Raw genomic sequence first — 23,314 nt, forward strand, 5'->3', positions numbered from 1 at the left:
GGACCACGGAACCGATGCGATGACCATCACCATCACGGCCTTTGCACAATCGCCCGACCGGGGCAGGGGGCTGGCGCGCGACATGCCGGTGCGCTGGGCGCTGGAAGAAGTGGGCGAGCCTTATGCGGTTCGCCTCGTCTCGTTCGATGCGATGAAGGAGCCCGCGCATCTTGAGCGGCAGCCCTTCGGACAGATCCCGACCTTTGAGGAAGGCGATCTTGTCCTGTTCGAGTCGGGTGCGATCGTGTTCCACATTGCGGAGCGCCATCTGGGCCTGCTGCCGACCGAAGCGGATGCGCGCGCGCGGGCGGTGACGTGGATGTTCGCCGCGCTCGGCACGGTAGAGCCACCGATCGTCGAGCGGAGCATGGCGACCATCGTGGAGCGCGACAGGAGCTGGTACGCGGAGCGGCTGCCGATGCTCGACGATCGGGTGCGGACCCGGCTGGAGCAATTGTCGCGTAGGCTGGGCGACGCCGAGTGGCTGGACGGGGCTTTCAGCGCGGGCGATCTGCTGATGATAGCGGTGTTGCGCCGGCTGAAGGGGGCCGGCTTGCTGGAGGCGTTCGCGAATCTTTCCGCCTATGTCGCGCGGGGAGAGGCGCGGCCAGCTTTCAAGCGTGCGTTCGAGGCGCAGTTGGCGGTGTTCAGGGGTGACGGGTAATGACAGCTCTCCGCCACCCGCTCATTCTCCCGGTCGCGGTATCCGTTTGCCCTTGGTTCGGCTGGTCAGGTGAAATTGCTGGCATCGGTCGCAGCGATAGGGCCGGAGGAGAGGGGCGTGCCGTGCCGTCAGCGCGTCCTGTTCGGTGCGGTAGCGCTTTTTTCTGAGGCAGATGCTTAGTCGCGTGCGCAACGGCTTGCGGAGCCCTCAGCCGCAGCGGGCGGAGGTTATCAGCATCGCCGCGTCATAGCTGACGGTCAGGCGGTCCGCGCGGAAGTCCATCGTCATTGCCATGCCCGGCGCGCCCCAGCGGAGCGTGCTGGCGCTGGATATCTTCAGCAGTTCTGCGCCGGTTTCCGCCGTGGCTTTCTGGCCGACGAAGCGGTCGAGGCCGTCATTGCGGCACTCCCCGCCGCCTGCGACCGGAATGCCGGGCGTCGCGCAGGCGGCCAGCGGGAGCAGCGTCAGGGCCGCGAGGAAGGTGCGCATCGATCAGTTCTCCGTCGCGATTTCGGGCGCGGCTTCGGGCAGGGCGGCGGTGCGGGTCATGCGGAGGCGGCCGTTCTTGACGGCGAAGGCCATGCGGCCCTCCACCAGATCCACGGCGTCGCGGCCGAATTGTTCGTAGCGCCAGCCTTCCAGGATCGAAAGGCCCTCGCGCTCGCCCGCCGCCAGTGCGTCGAGATCGTCGGTGCGGGCGAGGAGCCGGGCGGCGACATTGATCTCGCGCGAGCGGATCTTCAGCAGCAGCTTGAGCAGGTCGGCGACCAGCGCGCCGTCTTTGCCCAGACCCGGCTTCTTCGGGTCGCGCTCGGGCATTTCGTCGCGGTCGAGCGGCTTGGCGTTGCCGAGCGCCTGGATCATCCGCGCGCCGATGTCGTTGTTCTTCCAGCCCGCCGAAAGGCCGCGGACCTTCACCAGATCGTCCTGGCTCCGCGGCGGGTGGGAAGCGATGTCGGCGAGCGTCTCGTCCTTGACGATGCGGCCGCGGGGCAGGTTCTTGTCCTGCGCCTCGATCTCCCGCCATGCGGCGAGCGCCTTCAAGCGGCCGAGCACGTCGGCCTTGCGGCTGGCGATACGGACGCGTTTCCAGGCTTCCTCGGGCTCGTTCACATAGTTGGAGGGGTCGCTGATGCGCTCCATTTCCTGATCGAGCCAGCCGCCGCGCCCGGTTTTCTTGAGGTCCGCCAGCATCATCGGGAAAATCTGGATGAGGTAGGTGACGTCGCCGATGGCGTAGTCGATCTGCCGCTTGTCTAGCGGACGGCGCGCCCAGTCGGTGAAACGCGCGCCCTTGTCGAGGGTGATGCCGAGCCACGCGTCGACCAGATTGCCATAGCCGATCTGCTCGCCAAGGCCGAGCGCCATGGCAGCGATCTGCGTATCGAACATCGGGTAGGGCGTCTTGCCGGTCAGGTTGTAGATGATTTCGAGGTCCTGGCCCCCCGCATGAAAGACCTTCAGCACATCATGGTTGTCGACCATCAGGTCGAGCAGCGGCTTCATGTCGAGGCCGGGCGCCTTGGGGTCGATCGCCGCCGCTTCCTTGTCGTCCGCGACTTGCAGCAGGCAGAGGTCGGGCCAGTAACTGTTCTCCCGCATGAACTCTGTATCGACGGCGATATAGGGGGATTTGGCGATGCGCTGGCAGAATTCGGCGAGGGTCTTGCTGTCGCTGATCAGCGGATGAATTTGCATATGGTGTTCGATCTTATTATGGGCTGGCCCGCTCCCTGGCGGGCTCGTCGGTTTCGACATATCGGCCATAGCCCCGATCCACGGGTTTGTCATATCCGTAAAACGTTGGAAGAACCAAAGCCATGCACGTTTACCGCACCCACAACTGCGCCGCCCTCCGTGAGAGCGATGTCGGCGCGAATGTCCGCCTGTCCGGCTGGGTGCATCGCAAGCGCGACCATGGCGGCGTGCTGTTCGTCGACTTGCGCGATCATTATGGGCTGACGCAGATCGTCGCGAAGGCGGACAGCGAAGCCTTGCGGGTGCTGGAAGGCCTGCGGGTCGAGTCCGTGGTGACGATCGACGGCGAAGTGGTGTCGCGTGGGCCGGAGGCGACCAATCCGAACCTTGCGACCGGGGCCATCGAGATCGTCGCGGACAAGGTGACGGTGCAATCCTCCGCGCATGAACTGCCGATGCCGGTGGCGGGGGAGCAGGAGTATCCGGAGGACATCCGCCTGCGCTATCGCTTCCTCGACCTGCGGCGCGAGCGGCTGCACAGGAACATCATGCTGCGGTCCTCGGTGATCGCGTCGCTCCGCAACCGGATGATTGGGCAGGGCTTCACCGAGTTCCAGACGCCGATCCTGACGGCTTCGTCACCCGAAGGCGCGCGCGACTTCCTGGTGCCAAGCCGCGTCCATCCGGGCAAGTTCTATGCGCTGCCGCAGGCGCCGCAGATGTTCAAGCAGTTGCTGATGGTGGCCGGGTTCGACCGCTATTTCCAGATCGCGCCGTGTTTCCGCGACGAGGATGCGCGGGCGGATCGCTCTCCAGGCGAGTTCTACCAGCTCGATTTCGAGATGAGCTTCGTGACGCAGGACGATGTGTTCAACGCCATCGAACCCGTGCTGCATGGCGTGTTCGAGGAATTCGCGGAGGGCAAGGCGGTGACGCCCTACCCATTCCCGCGCATCGCCTATCGCGAGTCCATGCTGAAATATGGCAGCGACAAGCCGGACCTGCGCAATCCCATCGAGATCACGGACGTGACCGAGCATTTCGTCGGCTCAGGCTTCGGCATATTCGCGGGGATCGTGGAAGGCGGCGGCGTGATCCGCGCCATTCCGGCTCCCGGCGCGGGGGCGGGCAGCCGCAAGTTTTTCGACGACATGAATGTGTGGGCGCGGGGCGAGGGCCATGCTGGGCTTGGCTATATCAACATCAAGGATGGCGTGCCGGGCGGCCCCATCGCCAAGAACCATGGTGAGGAAGCGGCCGCCAAGCTGATCGCGGCGCTGGGGCTGGGTCCGAATGACGGCGTGTTCTTCGCGGCGGGCAAGGAATTGCAGGCGGCGAAGCTGGCGGGTGCGGCGCGGACGCGGACCGGCGAACTGCTGGGCCTGATCGAGCAGGACGTGTTCAAATTCTGCTGGATTGTCGATTTCCCGATGTTCGAATATGACGAGGACAACAAGAAAGTCGATTTCAGCCACAATCCCTTCTCCATGCCGCAGGGCGAGATGGAAGCGCTGGAGACGATGGACCCGCTCGACATCCTCGCGTGGCAGTACGACATCGTTTGCAATGGCGTCGAGCTGTCGTCCGGCGCGATCCGGAACCATCGTCCCGACATCATGTACAAGGCGTTCGAGATCGCCGGCTATTCGGCCGAGGACGTGGAGAAGAACTTCTCGGGGATGCTGAACGCGTTCAAGTTCGGCGCACCGCCGCATGGCGGCTCCGCGCCGGGCGTCGACCGCATGGTGATGCTGCTGGCGGACGAGCCGAACATCCGCGAGGTCGTGCTGTTCCCGATGAACCAGAAGGCGGAGGACCTGATGATGGGCGCGCCGAACAATGTGTCGCTGAAGCAGTTGCGCGAACTCAGCATCCGGGTGGTGGAGCCTGCGGCTAAGGGTTGATGGGTGGGTGAAGGCGGGGTCGGGCTTGCGGTTTCACACCCACCCGTTCGTCCTGAGTAGCCATTGAGCGAAGTCGAAATGGCGTATCGAAGGATCAGGCACTGCGCTTGATGCTTCGACATGAGCCTTCGACAAGCTCAGTCTCTACTCAGCACGAACGGGGGTGAAGCGAGACGTGAATTTATCGCGTCCTAAAAACGATCCTCGAACAGCGCGACGATGGGGAAGATGGTATCGACACGGCTGCGGTGGATGTTGATCTCGGTCTTGTAGCGGTGCTGCAAGAGGGTGATCTGGTTGCGGTCGCGCTCGACCAGCTTGGCGACCGTCACGACTGAGGAACCATCGCCGCCGTTCAGGCCGACGAAGACATCGCCGCCAATGGCCGCGGGCCTGATCTTGTCGATGAGGACCATTTCCCCGGCGCGGAACCGCGGCTCCATCGCGTCGCCCGGCATGTAGGCGGCGACGAACCTGTCCTTGTCGAGCTGGGCGAACTGCGGAACCTGCTGGAGCTTGGCGTCCTGAAGGTTGGCGCTGTACAGTTCGAAGTCGGCCGGCACCGATAATTGCGCGCTGACCGAGGCGTCCTCCAGCGCGCCGAGCGCATAGACGGGAATGCTGGGCGGTGGCTGCGCGATGAATGCCTGCCGCGTTTCCGACACGCGGCTGGACACATCGTCATTGTCGTTCATGGGAAAGGCCGCGCGGATCTTTGCCAGCGTCCGAGTGGACAGCGTGTAGTTTACCGTAGGCTCCGGATAGATGCGCGTAAGCGTGGAGGGCGAAAGCCCCGCCTTGCGGGCGATCTCCGTTACGGAAAGCCCGGTGGAGCTGACGATGCGGCCAATCAGCTGCCGCGCTTTTTCCTGCTCGATATCCTGCATTTCCATGAAGCGGCATCTTGAGAAATGAAAGCCGCTGTTCCTTTCTGTTGTGAATTCGAAAATGGGTGCCGCCAATCTAGGCAGTAAGGTCGCGGACTCCATGTGTGAAAATTGTATCCGATCTGGATTATATAATCATCTAAGCATTTGTACCTACATCACTAAATCGGACGATTTGTAGATAATGCCCGATTGCGAGGGCGTTATCGCAATATATGTTGCTTTTTCGCACATTTAGCCTCACATCCGGCCGTACCTTATCTCACGCTCCGCCATGCTGAGGATTGCATGAAACACGTTTTCTGGTCGACGAAGAAGGATGGGGAAAGCAGCAGCGCTTTCCAGATAGATGTCGATCCGGTTGAATTGCGTATCCGGAGGCTTTCCCGGATCGCGGGGCCTGTGGCGCTCTGCCTCGGCTATGTCGGGGTCTATGTCCTCTTCCGCTATCTGCTCTGAAGCCGCGGCGCCGGTTTGAACCCGGATGATGTGGAACGCTAGGCCGCCAGATCCAGTTCGCTCCTGACGCGCCTCGCCAGTTCGCCCACGCCAAAGGGCTTGCGAAGGATGCGTTCTTCGTCCGGAGACACCTTGTCCCGCTCGAAACCCGTGACGAGCACGATCCGCATCCCAGGGAAGCGCTGTGCAACGCGGTCGGCCAGGTCGCGGCCGTTCATGCCGGGCATCACTATGTCGCTGAGTAGCAGCTTGACGCCCGGCTGCTTGTCCAGAACGGCCAGGGCTTCGTCGGCGTTGGCGGCATGGCGTACGGTGTAGCCCAGGCTACGTAGCGCCTCCACATTGGTACGGCGCACCAGTTCCTCGTCTTCCACGACCAGGATGATTTCCTCGCGACGGCCGGACGGCGCTGTCTGGTCCTGCTTGATGGTATGGGCGGTTGCCTCTTGTTCGGATTGATGATGGCGCGGCAGCAGCAGCCTGACGGTCGTGCCTTCTCCCGGCGTCGAGTGCAGCGTGGCGGTGCCTCCCGACTGCGTCACGAAACCGTGGATCTGCGACAGGCCAAGGCCCGTTCCCCGTCCGACTTCCTTCGTGGTGTAGAATGGTTCGAAGGCGCGCGCCGCTACTTCGGGCGACATTCCGGTGCCGGTGTCCGTGACCGCGATCTCCACCATGTCGCTGCCACCATCCCGGCTGCGCCTTGCTAAATTCCGGGTCGTGATGGTGAGCGTTCCGCCATCGGGCATCGCGTCGCGCGCGTTGATCGCAAGGTTGACGAGCGCGTTTTCGAGTTGCCCAGGGTCGACGGAGGCAGGCCACAGGTCCGTTGCGAGCTGCGTGACGATGCGGATATCGGCCGCCAGCGTGCGCTGCAGCAGCTCGCGCATGGCAATGATCAGCGCGTTTATGTCGACGATGACCGGGGCAAGCGGCTGGCGTCTGGAGAAGGCGAGCAAACGGCGGGTAAGGTCCGCGGCCCGGTTCGCGCCTTCCATTGCGTTATCCAGATACCGGACGATGTCGGCGTCACCCTTGGCGAGCTTGCGCAGGGCGAGGTCGAGGCTGCCGATCACGATGGCGAGCATGTTGTTGAAGTCATGGGCCACGCCGCCGGTCAGCTTTCCGACGGTCTCGAGGCGTTCCGACTGTTGCTGGCGAAGGTCGGCGCTGCGTCTGTCGGCAATCAGGCGCAGCAACAGGATGATGAGCAACGACGCCAGCAGGAGGCAGGCGAACCCGGCCGCAATCAGGGCGAGGCGGCCGGTATAGTTGGACTTGTCGATGAGCGTCGAGGACACGGCCACATGGCTGGACCATCCGGTGTCCGGCGAGGTAGCGAAGGCGGAGTAACTTTCCAGACCTTCCCACGTGACACCCTTGTACAAGCCCTTCGTGCCGGTTGCGATCGCGTCTCGCAGATAGGTCGTGGCAGGGGTGCCAAGTCGTGCAGGCCATGCCTTGGTACGTGCGATGAACAAGCCGTTGCGATCCACGACGGCGCTGACGCCGTTCTCTGGCGCTGTGGCAAGCAGGATGCGCTGGATCATGCGCGGGTCGAGCGTGACGTCGAGCAGATAGGTCGGGGCCTCTCCCGCGCCGATGCCCAGATAGGCGTGGATCTCGTCGCCCGACGGATTGTCGACGATGCTGCTGAACGTCGGCTGGCCTCGGCTAGCCGATGCGATGCGCCTCGCCGCTGACGATTCAAGTCCTACCGACGTGCGGTCCGCCGTGTGAAAATCGAAGAGCCGCTTGCCCGTCTCAAGCTCGATAAGCGTGACGCCGCGCCAGTCCGGGTCCAGTGCGGAAATCTCGGCCGAGCGAGCCCGCGCCTCATCCCACCGTCTTTCCCGGATGGAGCGGATGGTGGCAAGCGCGCGGATCGTGAACGCTACCGCGTTGAGCCGTGCATCGACTCGTTCGGTGATGGCGGAAGCACGATCCAGCGTTGCCGCCTCGGTAGCATAGCGGTCCTGGCGGTACTGGATGCCAATGGTGACCAGGGCATAAATCAGCACCGGGAGCAGCATCGCTCCGCCAAGTGCGAGTAGCATGCGCCAGCCCGGCCAGTATCGGGAGTCAGTCAGATCGCCATTCATCGGCACGTTCGTTAGCACGCAAAAAGGCTCAGGAGAATCCCGCTTGTTGTCATCGTTTGCAGGTCGTGGCGGAGATGGCGGCCTGACATGACAGGCGGCGGTTTCAAACGAAAGATTATGGAGAGCCATAGCGCGTTTCCCGGCCCCGGCCCTGTACGCTTCGGTAGACGGCGGCGGCGACTCCGTATTAGAGGCGTGCCTTGTTTCGTTTGCGGGGGGACTTGATCATGGCTGTCGATGACATCGGTCCAACCTCGCACAGCTTCATTTCCCAGCGGCTGAAGCTCAGTTATGCGGACTGGGGCAATAAGGAAGCGCCGCTTTTGATCCTGGTCCACGGCGGCATGGATCATGCGCGCAGCTGGGACTGGGTGGCTCGTGCCCTGCGTCACGACTGGCATGTGGTGGCGCCTGACTTGCGCGGACATGGGGATAGCGCCTGGTCTCCGGATGGTGCTTATACTGCGCCGTTTTTCGTCTCCGACCTCGCGCAACTGATCCATCAACTGACAGATGGGCCGGTGGCGATCGTCGCGCACTCGCTGGGTGGAGCGATCTCGCTGAGATATGCAGGATTGTACCCCGAGCGCGTTCACCATCTGGCGGTGATCGAGGGCATCGGCCTTTCCGATCAAGACGATGTTCAGCCCGTGGCGGATCGCTGGCGCTCCTTCATCGAACAGCGGCGCACTTTAAGCGGCCGGTCTGCACGCCGGTACGAGACCGTGGAGCATGCGCTGGCCAGAATGGTGGCCGAGAACAAGCATTTGTCGGAAGAGCAGGCCCGACATCTGACGGTGCATGGCGTTAGCCGCAATGAAGACGGCAGCTATAGCTGGAAGTACGATAACTATATGCGGTCGCGTTCGCCCGTCGACATCAGCGATGAAGAACTGCGGGCGCTGTGGAATGCCATCGACTGCCCGGTCTGGCTTGTGCATGGCGCGGATAGCTGGGCGAAACATCCCGTCGAGAACGGCCGCGCGGCGGCTTTCAAGCATGCGCGTGTAACCAGTTTCGAGGGTGCCGGTCACTGGGTGCAGCACGACCGTTTCGATGCGTTCGTCAGCGAACTGCGCGAATTTCTAAGTTCAGAGCCGGAGTGAGAGGCCACCGGTCTTTAAGGGAATCCCGATCTAGTTCGGCGGCGTGATATCGGGTGGGCGAGCCTGAGATATGCCGGGAATCAGGGGCGGAGGCGTGCCGGTGAAGCCACCCGGCGCTACGGGAGGCGGCGGAGCCTGACCGGAACATACCGGATCGTTTGCAGGGCAGGGCAAGACCTGCACCGAGGGCGTGCCGAAACGCCGGCGCCATTCTTCCAGCCGCCGCAGATAATCGGCGTAGGCCGCCCAGAAATCCTGAAATGGCTTTTCCAGTATTTGCAGCGCTTGCGGGGTGTAGGCGAGCAGCGCGTCCGGCGTCAGGCCGTTGATCGTGGTCACGACCTGGCGGGCCGCAGGGCAGAAGGCTTTTTGCGCAGGGGGCAGGGCAAAATAGTTGTATACAACCGTGTATATCTTGTCGCGCATGGTGGTGGCGTCGACGCCGTATCTCGACGCATAGGTGGCGTCGGCCACGGAATTTGCCTGCGCCAGCGGCAGCGCGTGGATGCGCAGCATGCGGTTATACTCGATCCCCATGATGTCGCCCGCGTCGCGGCAACTGAGCGCCGCGACGTTCAGCGCCATCCGGACATGCCATAGCGCCTGCTGCCCCGTCATGTTCCGGTTGGGCGTGATGTATTGGCCCTGCGCATCGACATCCGGCAGATCCAGGTTCTCCGCCGCGCCCATCGGAGGCATGGGCATGACCGTGGGGATCACTTGCGGGGGTGGGAAAGTCGGAGGCGGCGACTTTGCGCAACTGGCAAGCAGAAGCGCGGCGGCAATCGAGACATGACGTAACGGCGGCCGGGCAACCCGCATCTTTATCTCCCTTGTTCGTCCTGACCGTGATCCGACATACGCCTTCCCGTGTCACGTCGCCGACGCGGGAGACGCGCCGGAGCGGTCTAGGCCAAAGATATCCAGAATGCCATTTAGGTTCCGCACCATCGAACTGCTTGCGGCAGGACGAACGGGGCGCTTGGGGATAGCGCAAGGCCCAGACGCATTTTGGACCGTCGGGATTTTTCTCGACAGCTTGTGAACCGACGCATCAAATCTGAAAATGGTGCACCCGACGGGATTCGAACCCATGGCCCTCAGATTAGGAATCTGATGCTCTATCCTGCTGAGCTACGGGTGCTCCGCTTACGCATCTATGTCGGGGGCGGCCTCGGGTCAACGCGGCTTTGCGGTCAGTTCTGCTTCGCGGGGGGAACGACCGGGAAGGGGAGGGGTGCTACCGGCACGCCTTCTTCCACCAACGCGCGGGCTTCATCGGGCGCAACTTCGCCATGCACGGCCGAATGATCGCGCTCGCCGTAGTGCATGGCGCGGGCCACGTCGGCGAATTGCCGCCCGACCCATTCGGAGTCTTTCAGCGCCTCGCTCTGTGCCTTCGCCAGTTGTTCCAGGACTGCACGGGCTTTCGTCGCCTCGACTGCCTGCGGGCCCTGAGCCATGACGATCTGCTGTGACGAAGGCTCGGCCTTGCGGTTCCCCTTCGTCGGAATGGCCGGAGCCATCAAGGCCTTCTCGATATCGACATCGCCGCAGGTTGGGCAGCTCAGCAGGCCGCGGCTGCGCTGATCCTCATAATCTGCTGACGAGCCGAACCAGGCCTCGAAAGGATGGCCGTGACGTGCGCATTTCAGATCGTAGACAATCATGAGAATATTACAGCTTCATTTATGGGGCGGCGGTTTGCGATGGCTGGTACTCTGGACCGCACATCGCCGATCTTGTCCAGCGAAAGGTCCACGATCTGCACGCCGGGATCGCTGCCCATGTCGCAGATGATCTCGCCCCAGGGATCGATGACAAGGCTGTGGCCATAGGTCACGCGCCCGTCGGCATGTTGGCCGGTCTGCGCGCAGGCGATCACGAAAGCGCCTGCTTCGATCGCCCGCGCCCTTAACAGGACGTGCCAGTGCGCCTCTCCGGTGGGAACGGTGAATGCCGCAGGAATGAGCAGGACCGTCGCACCGGCATTGGTGAGCGCGCGATACAGGTCGGGGAAGCGCAGGTCGTAGCAGACCGAGAGCCCCATTCTTGCCCATGGCGTGTCGACCGCGACAACCCGCTCACCGGGGGCATAGACCGATGATTCCCGCCAGCTTCCTCCGCTTGCAAGGTCGACGTCGAACAAGTGTATCTTGTCGTACCGCGCGCGGACGGCGCCCTGGTCGTCGATCATGAAGGAGCGATTGCTCCACCGGCCATCTGCGCGATCGTCCGCGCAGGCGAGTGAACCCAGATGTATCCAGATGCCTGCCTTGGCTGCGGCTTCGCGGACCTGAGACAGCACGATATTGCCGGCTTCATCCGTGATGCGCTCGGCTGCACGTGTTCGGTCTCTGTCCAGATAACCGGCCATTTCGGGCGTGAACAGGATGTCCGCCCCATCGGCGCCGGCGCGGTGGATCGCGCCCGCGATGGCCTGCGCGTTTTCGGCAGGGTCTATCCCGCTCGTCATCTGGAATATTGCGGCGCGCACAGCCCTATAGACCCAGCAAGGCGTCCAGCTTGCCTTCGCGATTGAGGCGGGCAAGATCGTCGCTTCCGCCAACATGCGTGCCGTCGATGAAGATTTGCGGAACGGTGGAGCCGCCATTGGAGCGCTTGAGCATTTCGGCTCGCTTCTCGCCGCCCATTGTGATGTCGAACTCCTCGAATGCAACGCCTTTCTGGCCAAGCAGCGTTTTTGCACGCGCGCAGTATCCGCAAAAAGCCTTCGTGTAGATCTCGACGTGCGCCATGAAAAATCGTGCTCCTTTGGCTCCAGATTGTGAGTAGGCCGTGCTTTGTCAATCGGTGAGTGGTTCGGCATCGGGTAGTACACGCGCCCAGCACAGGAGATGAACGGACCGCGCCCCGCCTTTCCGCAATGTAGCGGCGCAGCTATTTGCAGTAGCGCCGCTCGTATGGATGTCGTCGATCAGGATGACGGTCCGGCCTTTCAGTCGTGCAGGGGCTGGTTTCGCAAGCTCGAACGCGCCTCGTAGCATCTTGTGCCGTGCCTTGGGCCCCATTCCCCGCAACGGCGGCGTACGTCGCGTGCGCAGCAACAGCTCTTTGTCCGCCGGAACGCCCGTGAGGTTGGACAGATGGTCCGCGATCACGGCGGACTGATTGAAACCGCGCCACCACAGCCGCCAGCGATGCAGCGGCACAGCTATTATCAGCATATCCTGTCGGTTCTCCGTAGGCACATGACGCACCATCTGCTGCGCGATCAGCTTGGCAAGGCCGATGCGGCGGCCATATTTGAGCTTCAGGGCGACGGAGCGAGCGACATCGCCATAAGCCAGCACGGCGCGGGCCCGGTCGACACCGGGCGGCTCGGCGATGCATGCGCCGCACAGTGCTCCCTCGCCCATGTCGTAGGGAAAAGGGATGCCGCATCGATCGCAGCAGGGGTTCCCCAGGAACTGCATTCCGCTCCAGCATGACAGGCAGAAGCGATGGTCGTCCTCGACGATCACGCCGCAACCGGGGCACCGTGGAGGCAGCGCGTAATCGACAACCGGACGCATCAATCGGGCGAGGGGGCGTGTAAGAACCTGCATCCCCTCTTGTTCCCCGAGCAGCGGCGGAGCACAAGGCGTCGCGTTTCTATCGATCGGTACTTCTATCATGTCCACTGCGCCGCAAGCCCCTGAAATCTTCGACCGGCCTGTGCGCGCCATGCGGCGGGACCGCGCGGCGGCGAACTTCGCGGCGCATGATTTCCTGTATCGCCATATGGCTGACGAGTTGATCGACCGGCTGGCGGACGTGAAGCGGGATCTGGCCGATGTGCTCGTCATTGGATGCTCGGACGACCATCTGGCTGCGAGGTTGCGGGCGCTTGGCAAGCGAGTGATATGCACCGATCCCGGCTATGCCAATGCGGCGGCAGCATGCGGCGGCGTGCAGGCGGATGAGGACGCCTTGCCCTTCGCCGACGAGAGCTTCGATCTGGTGGTGGCGTGCGGAACGCTGGACAGCGTCAATGATTTGCCCGGCGCGCTCTTGCTGATGCGCAGGATATTGCGGCCCGACGGGCTTCTGCTCGCGTCGTTCTTTGGCGCAGGCTCCTTGCCGGTACTGCGCGCCTCGCTGATGGCGGCTGAGGGCGACCGGGTGGGGCAGCATATCCATCCGCAGATCGATGTGCGCTCGGCGGGTGATCTCCTGAGCCGGGTGGGTTTCGCCATGCCGGTGGCGGACGGCGAAACATTGACGGTGCGATATCGGTCGCTGTTTCAGCTGCTGGACGACTTGAGGGGAATGGCGGCATCGAACATGCTGCTGTCCCGTGCGCCTGTTCTGAGGCGATCCGTGCTGGGCAAGGCTGCTGAACTGTTCGCGCAGGCAGCGGAGCCTGACGGGAAAACGCCCGAGCGATTTGCGATTGCGTACCTTTCGGGGTGGAAGCCCGACGCCAGCCAGCCTGCTCCGGCGCGGCGAGGGAGCGCGACGGTTTCGCTGGCCGCTGCCCTCAGGCCGAAGAAGGATTAAAGCAGCGCGTCGAGCAATCCGATCAGGGGCAGATCGGCTTTGGGCATGGGAACAGCGTACATTTGAGCGGGGCGGAGCCACTGCAACGCGGTTGCATGGCGCGCCTGGGGAATGCCCGACCATTTGCGGCAAACGTAAAGCAGCATGACGAGGTGACGGTCGCCCAGCGCTTCGCTGGCGAATGCCGCCGGGGCGAGGCAACTCGCGTGCGTCGATATTGCGAGTTCCTCCTCCAGCTCACGCACGAGCGCGGCCTCTGGTGTTTCGCCCGGTTCGATCTTTCCGCCCGGAAACTCCCAGAGGCCGGGGAGGGACCCGCCGGGTGGCCGCTCCTGCAACAGAACGCGGCCGTCGGCATCCACAAGGGCCACCGCGACGACGTGCAGGAGAGAGGCTGAAAGAGGTTTTTCGCTGGCCATCATAACAATCTATTAACGGCGAATGCCTTACACCTCCGCGTGGCGGCGGCAAGAGGCGGAGCGACTGTGCGGGACATTGTCCGGAAATTCATGAGTTCGGCCCTGATGGCTTCGCAACGCGGCGCAACGGCCGTGGAATATGGCCTGATTTGCGCGATGATCGTTCTGGCGATGCTGGCGGCGCTTAAAGAAGTTGCCACCAAGACGAACAACATGTGGGGCAATGTCGCCAACGAAGTAAGCAAGCATTAACTATAGATATCTGACAAATAGATGCGTGGCGTTAAAAGTTTAGAAACCTACCTCACCTAAACAGGCCTTACCCGCTTACTGAACTGCGAGAGCGGTTGAATATCACGGCAGAGGCTTGACTCAACTGCCAGCACGACGAAGGGAAGACGGACATGATGCATATTCGTAAGATGATCAAGGACAACAAGGGCGCGACGGCTATCGAATACGGCCTGATCGCTGCTCTGATCGCCGTTGCCGCGATCACCGCAATGTCGAGCCTTGGCGGTAATCTGACCAATACCTTCTACAAGGTCGCAAATAACATGAACAAGTAATCTAATGATACTTTTGCCTTCTTGGCGTGGTATCGAGAGGGCGGCAGGTAACCTGCCGCCCTTTTCTACTTAACTTCTGCTCAGAACGTAACAATCTTCACCTTCTGACCGACACGCACGGTTCCGCCTGATGGCAAGGCGTTAATCACGCGGAATCGATCTTCCCGATAGTCGGGATAGGCCATCCGCGCGGAAAGCGACGCCACCGTGTCGCCTGCTTTGACAGTCACGACATTTATACGCCGCGGCTTGATGGCGGCAATCTCCTGCGCGCTTAGCCGCTGCAGGGAGGTGAGCATGGGATCAAATGGTGCCGTGCCTCGTCCTGCTGGCGTTATCAAGATGAAGTGATAGGCGGTCTTCGGTGCGAATTCATAGGCGAAGACAGTGACATCGACCGGCCCGGACTGCGCGTTGGCGCGGGCGCTGGCGTAGCTCGCTGGTATGCCGTTGATCGTCGTGCGCCGGATCGCGTCCGGGTTGATCGAGGCGTTCTTTGCGAGGTCGCTGAAAACCTGGCCGATATAGGCTGTCATATCGCCATTGTAGCTGCCGCCGGAAAATCGCGCCTGGCCATTGGCTCCGGTTATGCTCACGGCCGACGTGCCGTTCTCCATCGTATAGCCTGAGGGGATCGTGAAAGAGAGTTTCAGTCCAGGGTGGCTGAACTTCTGGCCCACGATCACGCCCTGTTGCGGGTCGTCGCCATACAGCGTCCCGTTCAGCGCGGCCAGGAATGCATCGCGATTGCGCAAGGTGCTCCGCGCGCCCGTTGCGTTGGCGCGCTGTAGCGCGCGGCTCACGCGCGCGGCAGGATCTGGATGCGTGCTTGCCCATTCGGGAACCGTGCGGCTGCTGCCAATCTGCCGCTGATCAAGGGCATTTTGCGCGGCTAGCGATGCCAGTGTCGAGGACAAGGCACGCGGATCATAGCCTGCATTGGCCAGATAGCGCACGCCGAGGTCGTCGGCTTCATACTCCTGACTCCGCGAGAATTTGAGCGTCAGCGCCTGGCTGGCGGTGCCGATCCCCTGTTGCAGAATATTGCCGAGCCCCGAATCGCCGAGCACCGCGCCGGCAAGCACCTGAAGCAGGGTTCCGCCAATGGCGTTGCGGGTTGCGGCTTTCTGGCGGCGCTGGCCGTGCCGCGCAGCGACATGACCCACCTCATGGCCGAGGACGCCAGCCAATTCGGCTTCGTCGTTCATCAAGGCCATCAACTGGCGCGTTACATAGACATAGCCGCCGGGTATGGCGAAAGCATTGTTTACCGGAGAGTTGAGCAAGGTGATCGTGAAGTCGCCCTGCGCATTCGACAGGCCTGATTGCACGGCTATCCTGCGCCCTACCGTCGTCACGTAGGCGGCTTGTGGCCCTGCATAAGGGCCGCCGAATTCCTGGAGCAATTGTGGATGAGCCTTTGCGCCCTCGGCCTTATCCTGCGCGCTGATCGAGGAGGCAGTGGAGACCGCCCTTTGCTGGCCGGTCGCGGCGGGTAAAGCCAATAGCGCGCCGACCAAGACCGTTCCGTATCCCGCCGCCTTCAATCCTTTACGCACCCTCGTCCCCTTTTTGTCATCCAGCCAGCATAGGCCGGAGCCGTCATCAGGAAAAGCGGAGAGAGGGGTTCAGGTTCCCATTGCCAGGAACTTGTCTGCGCGATTGGCTCGCAAAGCGACTGCATCCAGGCCCGATAATTCATCGAGTTGGGTGATCAGGGCAGCCTTGAGCGAGGCGATCGCCTCCGCAGGAACGCGATGCGCGCCGCCCTTGGGTTCCGGTATGATGGCGTCGATAACCTTCAGCGCGTGGAGGTGCTGGGCCGTCACCTGCATCGCGGTAGCCGCGTCGCTCGCCTTGTCGGCGGTGCGCCACAGAATCGAGGCGCAGCCTTCGGGTGAGATCACCGAATATACGGCATGCTCGAACATCAGCACACGGTTGGCGGCGGCCAGTGCGACCGCTCCGCCCGATCCGCCTTCGCCGACAACGGCTGCGACCATGGGGACGCCCAAGGCGAGGCACTGCTCCGTCGAGCGGGCGATGGCTTCCGCCTGCCCGCGTTCTTCGGCCTGCACGCCGGGGAAGGCGCCCGAGGTGTCTACCAGCGTCACTACCGGCAGGCCGAAACGGTCCGCCAGTTGCATGAGGCGGATTGCCTTGCGATACCCCTCCGGCTTTCCCATGCCGAAATTATGCTTCAGGCGGCTGGCCGTGTCGTCGCCCTTTTCGTGGCCGATCACCATCACGCGCTTGCCGTCGAGCCGGGCAAAGCCGCCAAGTATCGCCTGATCGTCGCCGAAGGCGCGATCGCCCGCCAAGGGAATGAACTCGTCGAATATGCCGGCCACATAATGTTTGAAATGCGGGCGGTCCGGGTGCCGCGCCACCTGCGTCTTCTGCCAGGGCGTCAGCCGCGCATAGGTGTCGCCCAGCATCTTGTTGGCGCGCTGCTGCAGCTTGTCGATCTCGCTGTCAATGGAGAGATCGCCTTCACGCGCGGTTTCGCGCAGTTCGGAAATGCGCGCTTCCAGAGCGGCGATGGGCTTTTCGAAATCGAGGAAACTGACCATGGCGCTGGCGTTAGGACGAGCGCGGCTTCAGGTCAACGAGGGGATGACGGCTGTTGACCAGCGCCACCAAGCGGGCGCTTTCGACATGCGTGTAGATTTGCGTGGTGCCGATGTCGGCATGACCGAGCATCGTCTGCAGGGCACGCAGGTCCGCGCCGCCTTCCAGCAGGTGCGTCGCAAAGGCGTGGCGCAGCACGTGCGGGCTGACACGCTCCGGCGCGATGCCGGACGCGGCGGCGAGGTCCTTCACCATCTGGTAGAGGCGGATGCGGCTCAAATGGCTCTTGCCCGACGGGAACAGCCACAAAGCGTCACTGGGAACGAGTGCGGACCAGTTGGCGACGGCGGCGCGTGCGCGGTCGGAAATCGGCACCATCCGCTCCCGTCCGCCCTTGCCGCGCAGGATCAGGAACGGGCGGTCAGTCGCAAGGGCGCGGCGGGGCAGGGACACCAATTCGGTTGCGCGCAGGCCGGAGCCGTAGAGCAGTTCGATCATCGCGGAGAGGCGCAGGTCCTGGGGCGAGGGATTGGCGGCGGTGAGCCTTTCTTCGATGACAGCGAAGATGCGATCGATGTCCGCGCCGCTCAATATCTTGGGTAAGGACCGCTGCAATGCCGGGCGGGGCAGGGCCGTGGCGGGGTTGTCGGGGCGAAACCCTTCCTCTTGCAGAAAGGCATAGAAGCCGCGCAGGGCGGATGCCTTGCGGGCGACTGTCGAGCCGGAAAGCTGCGACCAGAGCGCGGCGAGGGTTCCCAAGCGTGCATTATCCGCTGTTTCCAGCCCGCCTATAGCCTCCGATGCGGCCAGAAGATCGGTGCGATAGGCGATCAGGGTGTTGCGAGCCGCGCCGCGTTCGGCGGCCATCATCTCAAGGAAGCGGTCGATCAGAGGGGCGTCGGCGGACACCCGTTAAAGCCGTGCTATGGCCTCGGCCGCGATCATCCGCGCTTCCGGATCGAGCCCCACGCGATGCAGTGCCGCGACTATGTGGTAGAGATGGGCAGGCGGGACCAGTTTCCAGTCCGGAACCTGCATGCCCATCCCTGCGAGCAGCGCCACGGTGCCGGTCTCGCCGCGTTGCGCGGCAGCGCTGATCGCGCGCGCCCAGCGACTGCGCGGCGCCAGCACCAACCCCGCATCCGATGCCAGCGAGGCAGTGTCGGCGGCGGAGAACCGGTTAAGCCCGGCGAGACCGGCCAGCAGCATCCGGCCCTTCTCGGGTCCGGCTGCCTGCATATAGGACGATACGCGATCGCTGCTGATGTCCACTGCAGGAGTGGGTGCGCCGAGCGCCAACAACGCCCAGGCATCTTCCGCCCCATCGCCGTCCAGTTGCCCGAGAGTGCCAGCCCATCGCGCGGCGCTGCGGTCGTAACCGGCGCTCAGCATGGCGGCGATCAGGTGCGCGACGTCTTCGCCCGATGCACCAACCAGCGGCAGAGCGGCGGCGGCGCGGGCTACGGCTATGAGCCCGGCATAATCGACGCCGTTATTCTCGGTCCGCCATACGGTTCGCATTGCATCAATGCGGGCATTGGCCGATCCGCCGGTAAAGGCGGTGCGAAGGGCCTCGACACGGTCGCGGATCGTATCCGTGATGTCGGGGTCCGATGCGACGTCGCCATAATAATCGACCAGCGCGGTATTGGAGAACACGCCGAGCCGCGCTGCGACATTCGCGCCATCCCAACGGCGGAAGGCGGAGAGAGTAGGCGCGCGGGCTTCCCATGCGCGGACGTGGGCTCCAGTGGTGCTCCACAGCGCCGCTGGAATGGGGACGTTGGTGGCCGTCGCGAGGCCGAAGCGCCAGGCAGTTAGGCTGTCGACGCCTTCCCATTCGATCTTCACAGAGCGGCGCGCGTTGAAGCCTGCGCCGACGACCTTCTCGGCAAGGCGATAGTCGATGCCGCGCGCTGTTCCCCGCCGCTGCGCCTGATTGAGCGCGCCGCTCGCCGAACCCTGATCGCCGGAGAAGGACGCGCAGATGGCCTTTGAAAGTTGCCAGCCCGGTTCGTCGCTCGTCTTCAGCGCGCCTGCGGAGAGCGGGCAGAGGCCAGCCGGATCGGCTGTGGCCAGATAGGTCTGCATCGCCACGGCATAGAGGCGGGGCGTGAAACGATCCGGATCGACGCTTTGCACCAGCATCCGCGCGGCATCCGCTTCGCCCATGCGCAGCAGCAGCCATGCGCGCTCTGCGATGAAATCCGCGCCGTCGATGTCGCCGGGCGTATCCGTCGCGGACAGGAGCGCGCGGCGCAGCAGGATTGATGCCCAGCGCGAAGCGAACGGCGCGTGGGCCTGCTTCATCAGGATGGCGAGGAACTGGCCGGACTGGCGTCCGAAAGCATTGGGAGCCAAGCCACGCGTTTCGGGTGTCAGCGGCCCGATGCGATCGAGGGAGCGGTGTGCGTTTTCCGGCAAGTCGTACTTGGCCGCCTGCGCCGCCAGTTCCTCTTCGGTCAGCGCGACTTCGTCCGCAGCGTTCGAGGCGTTGTCCGGCAAGGTCAGCGCAAGGCTGGGTATGGGCTGAATCATCGCCGGCTGCCCAGGTGCCGGCGTCGAAGTGGGTGCCTGCGGCGTGCCGGGGCGCGGCTGCTCAGGCGGTGGCGCGTCGCCAAAGCCGGGCGGAAGCAGCGATTCGGGTGCTTCCTGCGCGAAGCCAGCATCGAGCACCGGCACGGTTAGCGCCAGACCGGCGCCGCCTGCCAGCAGACCTGCGATCAGAAGGATGCGACGACGCGGCAAGGGCAAGCCTATTTACCCAGTTTTTCGGCGGGAATGGCCTTTTCCACGCGCGACTGCGGCTGTTCGCCACCGCGCGTCCACATCAGCCAGATCAGGCCAATGAGCAGGATCAGCAGGACGATGGGTATCAGGGGCAAGTTGCTGCGCCGACGCGGGCGGCTTTCGAAACTGCTGTTCTGGCGTTTGATCTTCATGACACTTTCTTAGGGCGACTGGATGCCCGTTTACCAGCAAAATGGCTGCCAGCGATTGTCGTTTCGCCTCGAAATCGGCTTTTGCCCTTCCGGACGGCTGGCTGTATAGCCCCGCTCGCCATGCAGCGAAACAGCAAATCCACACCCGCGCCGACGGAGGGCGGCAAGGCTTCGGCAAAGCAGCGCCCGATCGTCCTCGTGGGATTGATGGGCGTCGGCAAGTCGACCGTGGGCAAGCGGCTGGCTGCGCGCATGGGGCTTCCCTTCGTCGATGCGGACGAAGCCATCGAGGAAGCGGCGGGCATGACGATCACCGAGATTTTCGAGCGCTATGGCGAGGCGCATTTCCGCGATGGAGAGCGCCGCGTGATCGCGCGCCTCATCGATGGCGTCCCCAAGGTGATCGCTACAGGCGGCGGCGCGTTCATACAGGAGGAAACGCGCGCCCTCATCCTGGAGTGCGCGACGGCGATCTGGCTGGACGCGGACATCGACGTTCTCGTGGACCGGGTATCGCGGCGCGAGGGACGGCCTCTGCTGAAAGGGCGCAACGCCCGCGACGTGCTGTTCGAGCTTTCGGCCATCCGCAATCCCGTATACGCGCTCGCGCCGATCCATGTGCGCAGCGTCGCTGCGCCTCATGAAGCGACCGTGGATACCATCGTAAAGGCCCTGCACGCATGACGACCGTTCCCGTGACCCTTGGCGCGCGCAGCTATGACATCGTGATTGCCGAGGGCGCTTTGGATGAAGCCGCTGCACATCTGGCGCGGTTCGCGCGGGGCGGGCGGCTGGTTGTCGTGACGGATGACGATGTGGCGGCGGCGCAACTCGGGCGGCTGGAGAGTGGCCTTGCGGCGGACGGCGTTTCGATAGAGCCGATCGTCCTGCCTTCGGGCGAAGGCACCAAGAGTTGGACGTTCCTTGAAGCGTTGCTGGACCGGCTGCTGGCGCTGGAAGTCGAACGCAGCGATCATATTGTTGCGCTGGGTGGCGGGGTGATCGGCGATCTCGTGGGATTCGCGGCATCGATCCTGAAGCGCGGTTGCCATTTCGTGCAGGTGCCGACGACCTTGCTCGCACAGGTCGATAGCTCCGTTGGCGGCAAGACGGCGATCAACAGCGCTGCGGGCAAGAATCTGGTGGGCGCGTTTCATCAGCCTGCGTTCGTGCTGATCGATCCTTCAACGCTGGAGACTTTGCCTGCGCGGGAGGTCGCGGCAGGTTATGCGGAAGTAGTGAAATATGGATTGATCGACGATCCTGCCTTCTTCGAATGGTGTGAGACGAACGGTCCTGCGCTGATCGCGGGAGATCGCACGGCGCGGGCCTATGCCATCGAAAAGAGCGTGCGGGCGAAGGCCGCTATTGTCGCGGATGACGAGCGTGAGACGAGCGGGCGGCGTGCGTTGTTGAACCTCGGGCACACTTTCGGTCATGCGCTGGAAGCCGATACCGGCTTTTCCGACACGCTGCTGCATGGCGAAGGCGTGGCCGCGGGCATGGCGCTGGCGTTTCGCTTTTCGGCGCGGCAGGGGTTGTGCACGGCTGAGGATGCCGCACGGGTGTCAGCGCATCTGCAAGCGGTGGGCCTGCCGCATGATCTTGCAACGGCCCATGTGCGCGGTTCGGCTTCGGAACTGGTTGCGCATATGCTTCATGACAAGAAGATGGCTGGTGGAAAGCTGCCGTTCCTGCTGGCGCGCGGGATCGGTCAGACTTTCCTGGCCAAGGATGTCGATCTCGCGGATGTCAGCGCATTCCTTGAAGAGGAACGCGCTGAATATTGAGGGCCGCGTTTACCAGTTGGTCTGCCGCGCGGGCATGTAGGCGAGCATCGCGCTATAGTGATCCGGTTCGATAGGGCGGGCGAATTCCACGCCGATCCTGCCATCTTCCACCCATCGCACAACCGCCTCGATACGGCGGACGTGAGGCAGTTCGAACAGAAGCTTGTCGCCTGCCGCAACGGAGGAAGCGACACGCCCCATCAGGCCCAGTCGAGACACGTTGACGATGTGGACATCATGCATGCCCGACCGGCTGGCAGCACGGGTCCCGAAGTCGACAAGATCGCGCTCGGCGCGCCGCAACGTTGCGGGGGAAGCGGCTTTCAGTGCCTGTAGTGGCTTCGTCACTTGACATCCCTTTTTCAGTGCCCTGCCATGTTGATATGCTGGCTGGTGCTGACACTGAGTGAATGGTGCTGGTTAACGAAGCTATACTATCTTTTTATAATTGCTCGGAAATTATCCAAAAGTTGTATCAGGCGGCAACAAGGCCATGCTTCTTGCTGCCGAAGCTGACTTTGTCACCGGGATGCAGCGGGTGAGACGGATCGGTGACGACAGTTCCGTTCACGCGTATCGCGCCTTCGGTTATCTTTCGGCGGGCTTCCTTGTTGGATGTGGCAAATCCGAGCGCGACATTCGCCTGCACCACGTTCAACGCACCTGCGATGAGGCTGACGGTCGGCAGGTTTGCGTCGGTCGTGCCTTCCTCGAAGGTTTTTCGTGCGGTTTCCGCAGCCGCGGTCGCTGCGTCTGCGCCGTGCGCCATGGCCGTGGCGGCGTCGGCCAGGATCTTCTTGGCGTCGTTGATTTCCGCGCCTTCCAGCTTTTCCAGCCGGGCGATTTCATCCAGTGGCAGATCGGTGAACAGGCGAAGGAAACGGCCGACATCGGCATCCTGCGTGTTGCGCCAGAACTGCCAGTAGTCATAGGCGGGCAAGGCATCGGCGTTGAGCCATACCGCGCCGTTCATCGTCTTGCCCATCTTGCCGCCGTCGGCCGTAGTGATCAGCGGCGTCGTCAGGCCATAGACCTGCGTGCCATCGACGCGGCGCGATAGTTCGATGCCGTTGACGATATTCCCCCACTGGTCCGATCCGCCCATCTGCAACCGGCACGCCGAACGGCGGGACAATTCGAGGAAGTCATACGCCTGCAGGATCATGTAGTTGAATTCGAGGAAGGAAAGCGACTGTTCGCGGTCCAGCCGGGTCTTCACCGAATCAAAGCTCAGCATCCTGTTGACCGAAAAATGCTGGCCGATGTCGCGCAGGAACGGGATATACTCCAGCTTGTCGAGCCAGTCGGCATTGTCGACCATCACCGCGTCGCTGGGCCCATCGCCGAAGGTCAGGAACTTCTCGAACACGCGCTTTATGCTGGCGACATTGGACGCGATGGTTTCGGTCGTCATCAGCTTGCGCGCTTCGTCCTTGAAGCTCGGATCGCCGATCTTGCCGGTGCCGCCACCCATCAGCACGATCGGCTTATGCCCGGCCTGTTGCAGGCGGCGAAGCATCATGATCTGGACGAGGCTGCCGACATGGAGCGAGGGCGCAGTCGGATCGAAACCGATATAGCCCGGCACGATCTCCTTATTTGCGAGCGAATCCAGGCCAGCCGCGTCAGTTAGCTGGTGGATGTAGCCGCGTGTGTCGAGTAAGCGGAGGAGATCGGATGTGTATGGGCTCATAGCGCGG

At 63.1% G+C, this 23,314-nt stretch carries 26 protein-coding genes and 1 tRNA gene; 9 read left to right on the forward strand and 18 right to left on the reverse strand.

All coding sequences use genetic code 11. The features are described from left to right. Window positions 1-19: 19 nt before the first annotated feature. Entirely contained in the window at window positions 20-664 is a 645-nt protein-coding gene (locus QHC67_RS07755) for a glutathione S-transferase family protein (RefSeq protein ID WP_319292923.1), read from the forward strand. 207 nt (window positions 665-871) lie between these two features. Here the strand turns inward: QHC67_RS07755 and QHC67_RS07760 are convergent, their stop codons facing one another. Beyond that, window positions 872-1,153 (reverse strand): I78 family peptidase inhibitor, encoded by a 282-nt coding sequence (locus tag QHC67_RS07760; protein WP_319292925.1) that lies wholly within the window; start codon window positions 1,151-1,153, stop codon window positions 872-874. Window positions 1,154-1,156: 3 nt separating this feature from the next. Further along, entirely contained in the window at window positions 1,157-2,362 is a 1,206-nt protein-coding gene (gene rnd, locus QHC67_RS07765; RefSeq protein WP_319292927.1) for a ribonuclease D, read from the reverse strand. Between the two features lie 122 nt (window positions 2,363-2,484). On the opposite strand from rnd, the gene aspS reads away from it, so the two are divergent. Next, on the forward strand, window positions 2,485-4,266 hold the full coding sequence (gene aspS / locus QHC67_RS07770; RefSeq protein ID WP_319292929.1) for an aspartate--tRNA ligase: 1,782 nt from the start codon (window positions 2,485-2,487) through the stop codon (window positions 4,264-4,266). A gap of 191 nt (window positions 4,267-4,457) precedes the next feature. On the opposite strand, the gene QHC67_RS07775 is transcribed toward aspS, so the two are convergent. After that, window positions 4,458-5,159, reverse strand: coding sequence for a S24 family peptidase (locus QHC67_RS07775; protein WP_319292930.1), 702 nt, complete (start codon window positions 5,157-5,159; stop codon window positions 4,458-4,460). Window positions 5,160-5,441: 282 nt separating this feature from the next. On the opposite strand from QHC67_RS07775, the gene QHC67_RS07780 reads away from it, so the two are divergent. Further along, window positions 5,442-5,612, forward strand: coding sequence for a hypothetical protein (locus tag QHC67_RS07780; RefSeq protein ID WP_319292932.1), 171 nt, complete (start codon window positions 5,442-5,444; stop codon window positions 5,610-5,612). Window positions 5,613-5,650: 38 nt separating this feature from the next. Here the strand turns inward: QHC67_RS07780 and QHC67_RS07785 are convergent, their stop codons facing one another. Next, window positions 5,651-7,714 carry an ATP-binding protein gene (locus tag QHC67_RS07785; protein WP_319292934.1) on the reverse strand — a complete coding sequence of 688 codons (2,064 nt, stop codon included), beginning with the start codon at window positions 7,712-7,714 and terminating at the stop codon, window positions 5,651-5,653. 227 nt (window positions 7,715-7,941) lie between these two features. Here QHC67_RS07785 and QHC67_RS07790 point away from each other — a divergent pair, with 227 nt between their 5' ends. Continuing rightward, the gene (locus QHC67_RS07790; protein WP_319292936.1) at window positions 7,942-8,820 is read left to right on the forward strand and encodes an alpha/beta hydrolase; all 879 of its coding nucleotides are present in this window, start codon (window positions 7,942-7,944) and stop codon (window positions 8,818-8,820) included. Window positions 8,821-8,850: 30 nt separating this feature from the next. Here the strand turns inward: QHC67_RS07790 and QHC67_RS07795 are convergent, their stop codons facing one another. From QHC67_RS07795 to QHC67_RS07820, 6 genes are all read right to left on the reverse strand, one after another. Further along, the gene (locus QHC67_RS07795; RefSeq protein WP_319292938.1) at window positions 8,851-9,642 is read right to left on the reverse strand and encodes a hypothetical protein; all 792 of its coding nucleotides are present in this window, start codon (window positions 9,640-9,642) and stop codon (window positions 8,851-8,853) included. Window positions 9,643-9,887: 245 nt separating this feature from the next. Next, window positions 9,888-9,964: transfer RNA gene (locus QHC67_RS07800), tRNA-Arg, on the reverse strand. Window positions 9,965-10,016: 52 nt separating this feature from the next. Beyond that, a complete protein-coding gene (locus QHC67_RS07805) occupies window positions 10,017-10,490 on the reverse strand; it encodes a DUF1178 family protein (protein ID WP_319292940.1) in 474 nt (157 codons plus the stop codon). Next, window positions 10,487-11,317, reverse strand: a complete 831-nt coding sequence (locus tag QHC67_RS07810; RefSeq protein WP_319292942.1) for a carbon-nitrogen hydrolase family protein — start codon at window positions 11,315-11,317, stop codon at window positions 10,487-10,489. Before QHC67_RS07810 ends, QHC67_RS07805 begins: the two co-directional genes overlap by 4 nt. Window positions 11,318-11,321: 4 nt before the next feature. Next, window positions 11,322-11,579 carry a glutaredoxin 3 gene (gene grxC / locus QHC67_RS07815; RefSeq protein ID WP_319292944.1) on the reverse strand — a complete coding sequence of 86 codons (258 nt, stop codon included), beginning with the start codon at window positions 11,577-11,579 and terminating at the stop codon, window positions 11,322-11,324. A 48-nt stretch (window positions 11,580-11,627) separates the two neighbouring features. Then, the gene (locus QHC67_RS07820; RefSeq protein WP_319293035.1) at window positions 11,628-12,389 is read right to left on the reverse strand and encodes a ComF family protein; all 762 of its coding nucleotides are present in this window, start codon (window positions 12,387-12,389) and stop codon (window positions 11,628-11,630) included. A gap of 67 nt (window positions 12,390-12,456) precedes the next feature. Here QHC67_RS07820 and QHC67_RS07825 point away from each other — a divergent pair, with 67 nt between their 5' ends. Further along, window positions 12,457-13,323, forward strand: a complete 867-nt coding sequence (locus QHC67_RS07825; RefSeq protein ID WP_319292945.1) for a class I SAM-dependent methyltransferase — start codon at window positions 12,457-12,459, stop codon at window positions 13,321-13,323. Here QHC67_RS07825 and QHC67_RS07830 read toward each other — a convergent pair. Next, on the reverse strand, window positions 13,320-13,742 hold the full coding sequence (locus QHC67_RS07830) for a (deoxy)nucleoside triphosphate pyrophosphohydrolase (RefSeq protein ID WP_319292947.1): 423 nt from the start codon (window positions 13,740-13,742) through the stop codon (window positions 13,320-13,322). The two genes, QHC67_RS07825 and QHC67_RS07830, sit on opposite strands and share 4 nt — an antisense overlap. A 90-nt stretch (window positions 13,743-13,832) precedes the next feature. Here QHC67_RS07830 and QHC67_RS07835 point away from each other — a divergent pair, with 90 nt between their 5' ends. Together QHC67_RS07835 and QHC67_RS07840 are read left to right on the forward strand one after the other, a co-directional pair. Continuing rightward, window positions 13,833-13,994, forward strand: coding sequence for a Flp family type IVb pilin (locus QHC67_RS07835; RefSeq protein ID WP_319292949.1), 162 nt, complete (start codon window positions 13,833-13,835; stop codon window positions 13,992-13,994). A 152-nt stretch (window positions 13,995-14,146) separates the two neighbouring features. Continuing rightward, a complete protein-coding gene (locus QHC67_RS07840) occupies window positions 14,147-14,311 on the forward strand; it encodes a Flp family type IVb pilin (protein WP_319292952.1) in 165 nt (54 codons plus the stop codon). An 80-nt stretch (window positions 14,312-14,391) separates the two neighbouring features. On the opposite strand, the gene QHC67_RS07845 is transcribed toward QHC67_RS07840, so the two are convergent. The 5 genes from QHC67_RS07845 to QHC67_RS07865 form a co-directional block, all read right to left on the reverse strand. Beyond that, window positions 14,392-15,870 (reverse strand): M48 family metalloprotease, encoded by a 1,479-nt coding sequence (locus QHC67_RS07845; protein ID WP_319292954.1) that lies wholly within the window; start codon window positions 15,868-15,870, stop codon window positions 14,392-14,394. Window positions 15,871-15,939: 69 nt separating this feature from the next. Next, window positions 15,940-16,884 (reverse strand): acetyl-CoA carboxylase carboxyltransferase subunit alpha, encoded by a 945-nt coding sequence (locus QHC67_RS07850; protein WP_319292956.1) that lies wholly within the window; start codon window positions 16,882-16,884, stop codon window positions 15,940-15,942. A 10-nt stretch (window positions 16,885-16,894) separates the two neighbouring features. After that, the gene (locus tag QHC67_RS07855) at window positions 16,895-17,791 is read right to left on the reverse strand and encodes a tyrosine-type recombinase/integrase (protein ID WP_319292958.1); all 897 of its coding nucleotides are present in this window, start codon (window positions 17,789-17,791) and stop codon (window positions 16,895-16,897) included. Between the two features lie 3 nt (window positions 17,792-17,794). Next, the gene (locus tag QHC67_RS07860) at window positions 17,795-19,630 is read right to left on the reverse strand and encodes a hypothetical protein (protein ID WP_319292960.1); all 1,836 of its coding nucleotides are present in this window, start codon (window positions 19,628-19,630) and stop codon (window positions 17,795-17,797) included. An 8-nt stretch (window positions 19,631-19,638) separates the two neighbouring features. Continuing rightward, window positions 19,639-19,824, reverse strand: coding sequence for a hypothetical protein (locus QHC67_RS07865; RefSeq protein WP_319292962.1), 186 nt, complete (start codon window positions 19,822-19,824; stop codon window positions 19,639-19,641). A 120-nt stretch (window positions 19,825-19,944) separates the two neighbouring features. On the opposite strand from QHC67_RS07865, the gene QHC67_RS07870 reads away from it, so the two are divergent. Both QHC67_RS07870 and aroB read left to right on the forward strand, forming a co-directional pair. Next, window positions 19,945-20,508 carry a shikimate kinase gene (locus QHC67_RS07870; RefSeq protein ID WP_319292964.1) on the forward strand — a complete coding sequence of 188 codons (564 nt, stop codon included), beginning with the start codon at window positions 19,945-19,947 and terminating at the stop codon, window positions 20,506-20,508. Further along, a complete protein-coding gene (aroB, locus tag QHC67_RS07875) occupies window positions 20,505-21,614 on the forward strand; it encodes a 3-dehydroquinate synthase (protein WP_319292966.1) in 1,110 nt (369 codons plus the stop codon). The genes QHC67_RS07870 and aroB overlap by 4 nt, the downstream gene beginning before the upstream one ends. A gap of 9 nt (window positions 21,615-21,623) precedes the next feature. On the opposite strand, the gene QHC67_RS07880 is transcribed toward aroB, so the two are convergent. After that, window positions 21,624-21,962 carry a PilZ domain-containing protein gene (locus tag QHC67_RS07880; protein WP_319292968.1) on the reverse strand — a complete coding sequence of 113 codons (339 nt, stop codon included), beginning with the start codon at window positions 21,960-21,962 and terminating at the stop codon, window positions 21,624-21,626. A gap of 127 nt (window positions 21,963-22,089) precedes the next feature. Then, the gene (tyrS, locus tag QHC67_RS07885) at window positions 22,090-23,307 is read right to left on the reverse strand and encodes a tyrosine--tRNA ligase (RefSeq protein ID WP_319292970.1); all 1,218 of its coding nucleotides are present in this window, start codon (window positions 23,305-23,307) and stop codon (window positions 22,090-22,092) included. Window positions 23,308-23,314: the final 7 nt, after the last annotated feature.

It is taken from the genome of Sphingobium sp. (genome assembly GCF_033795625.1).
Lineage (GTDB): Bacteria > Pseudomonadota > Alphaproteobacteria > Sphingomonadales > Sphingomonadaceae > Sphingobium.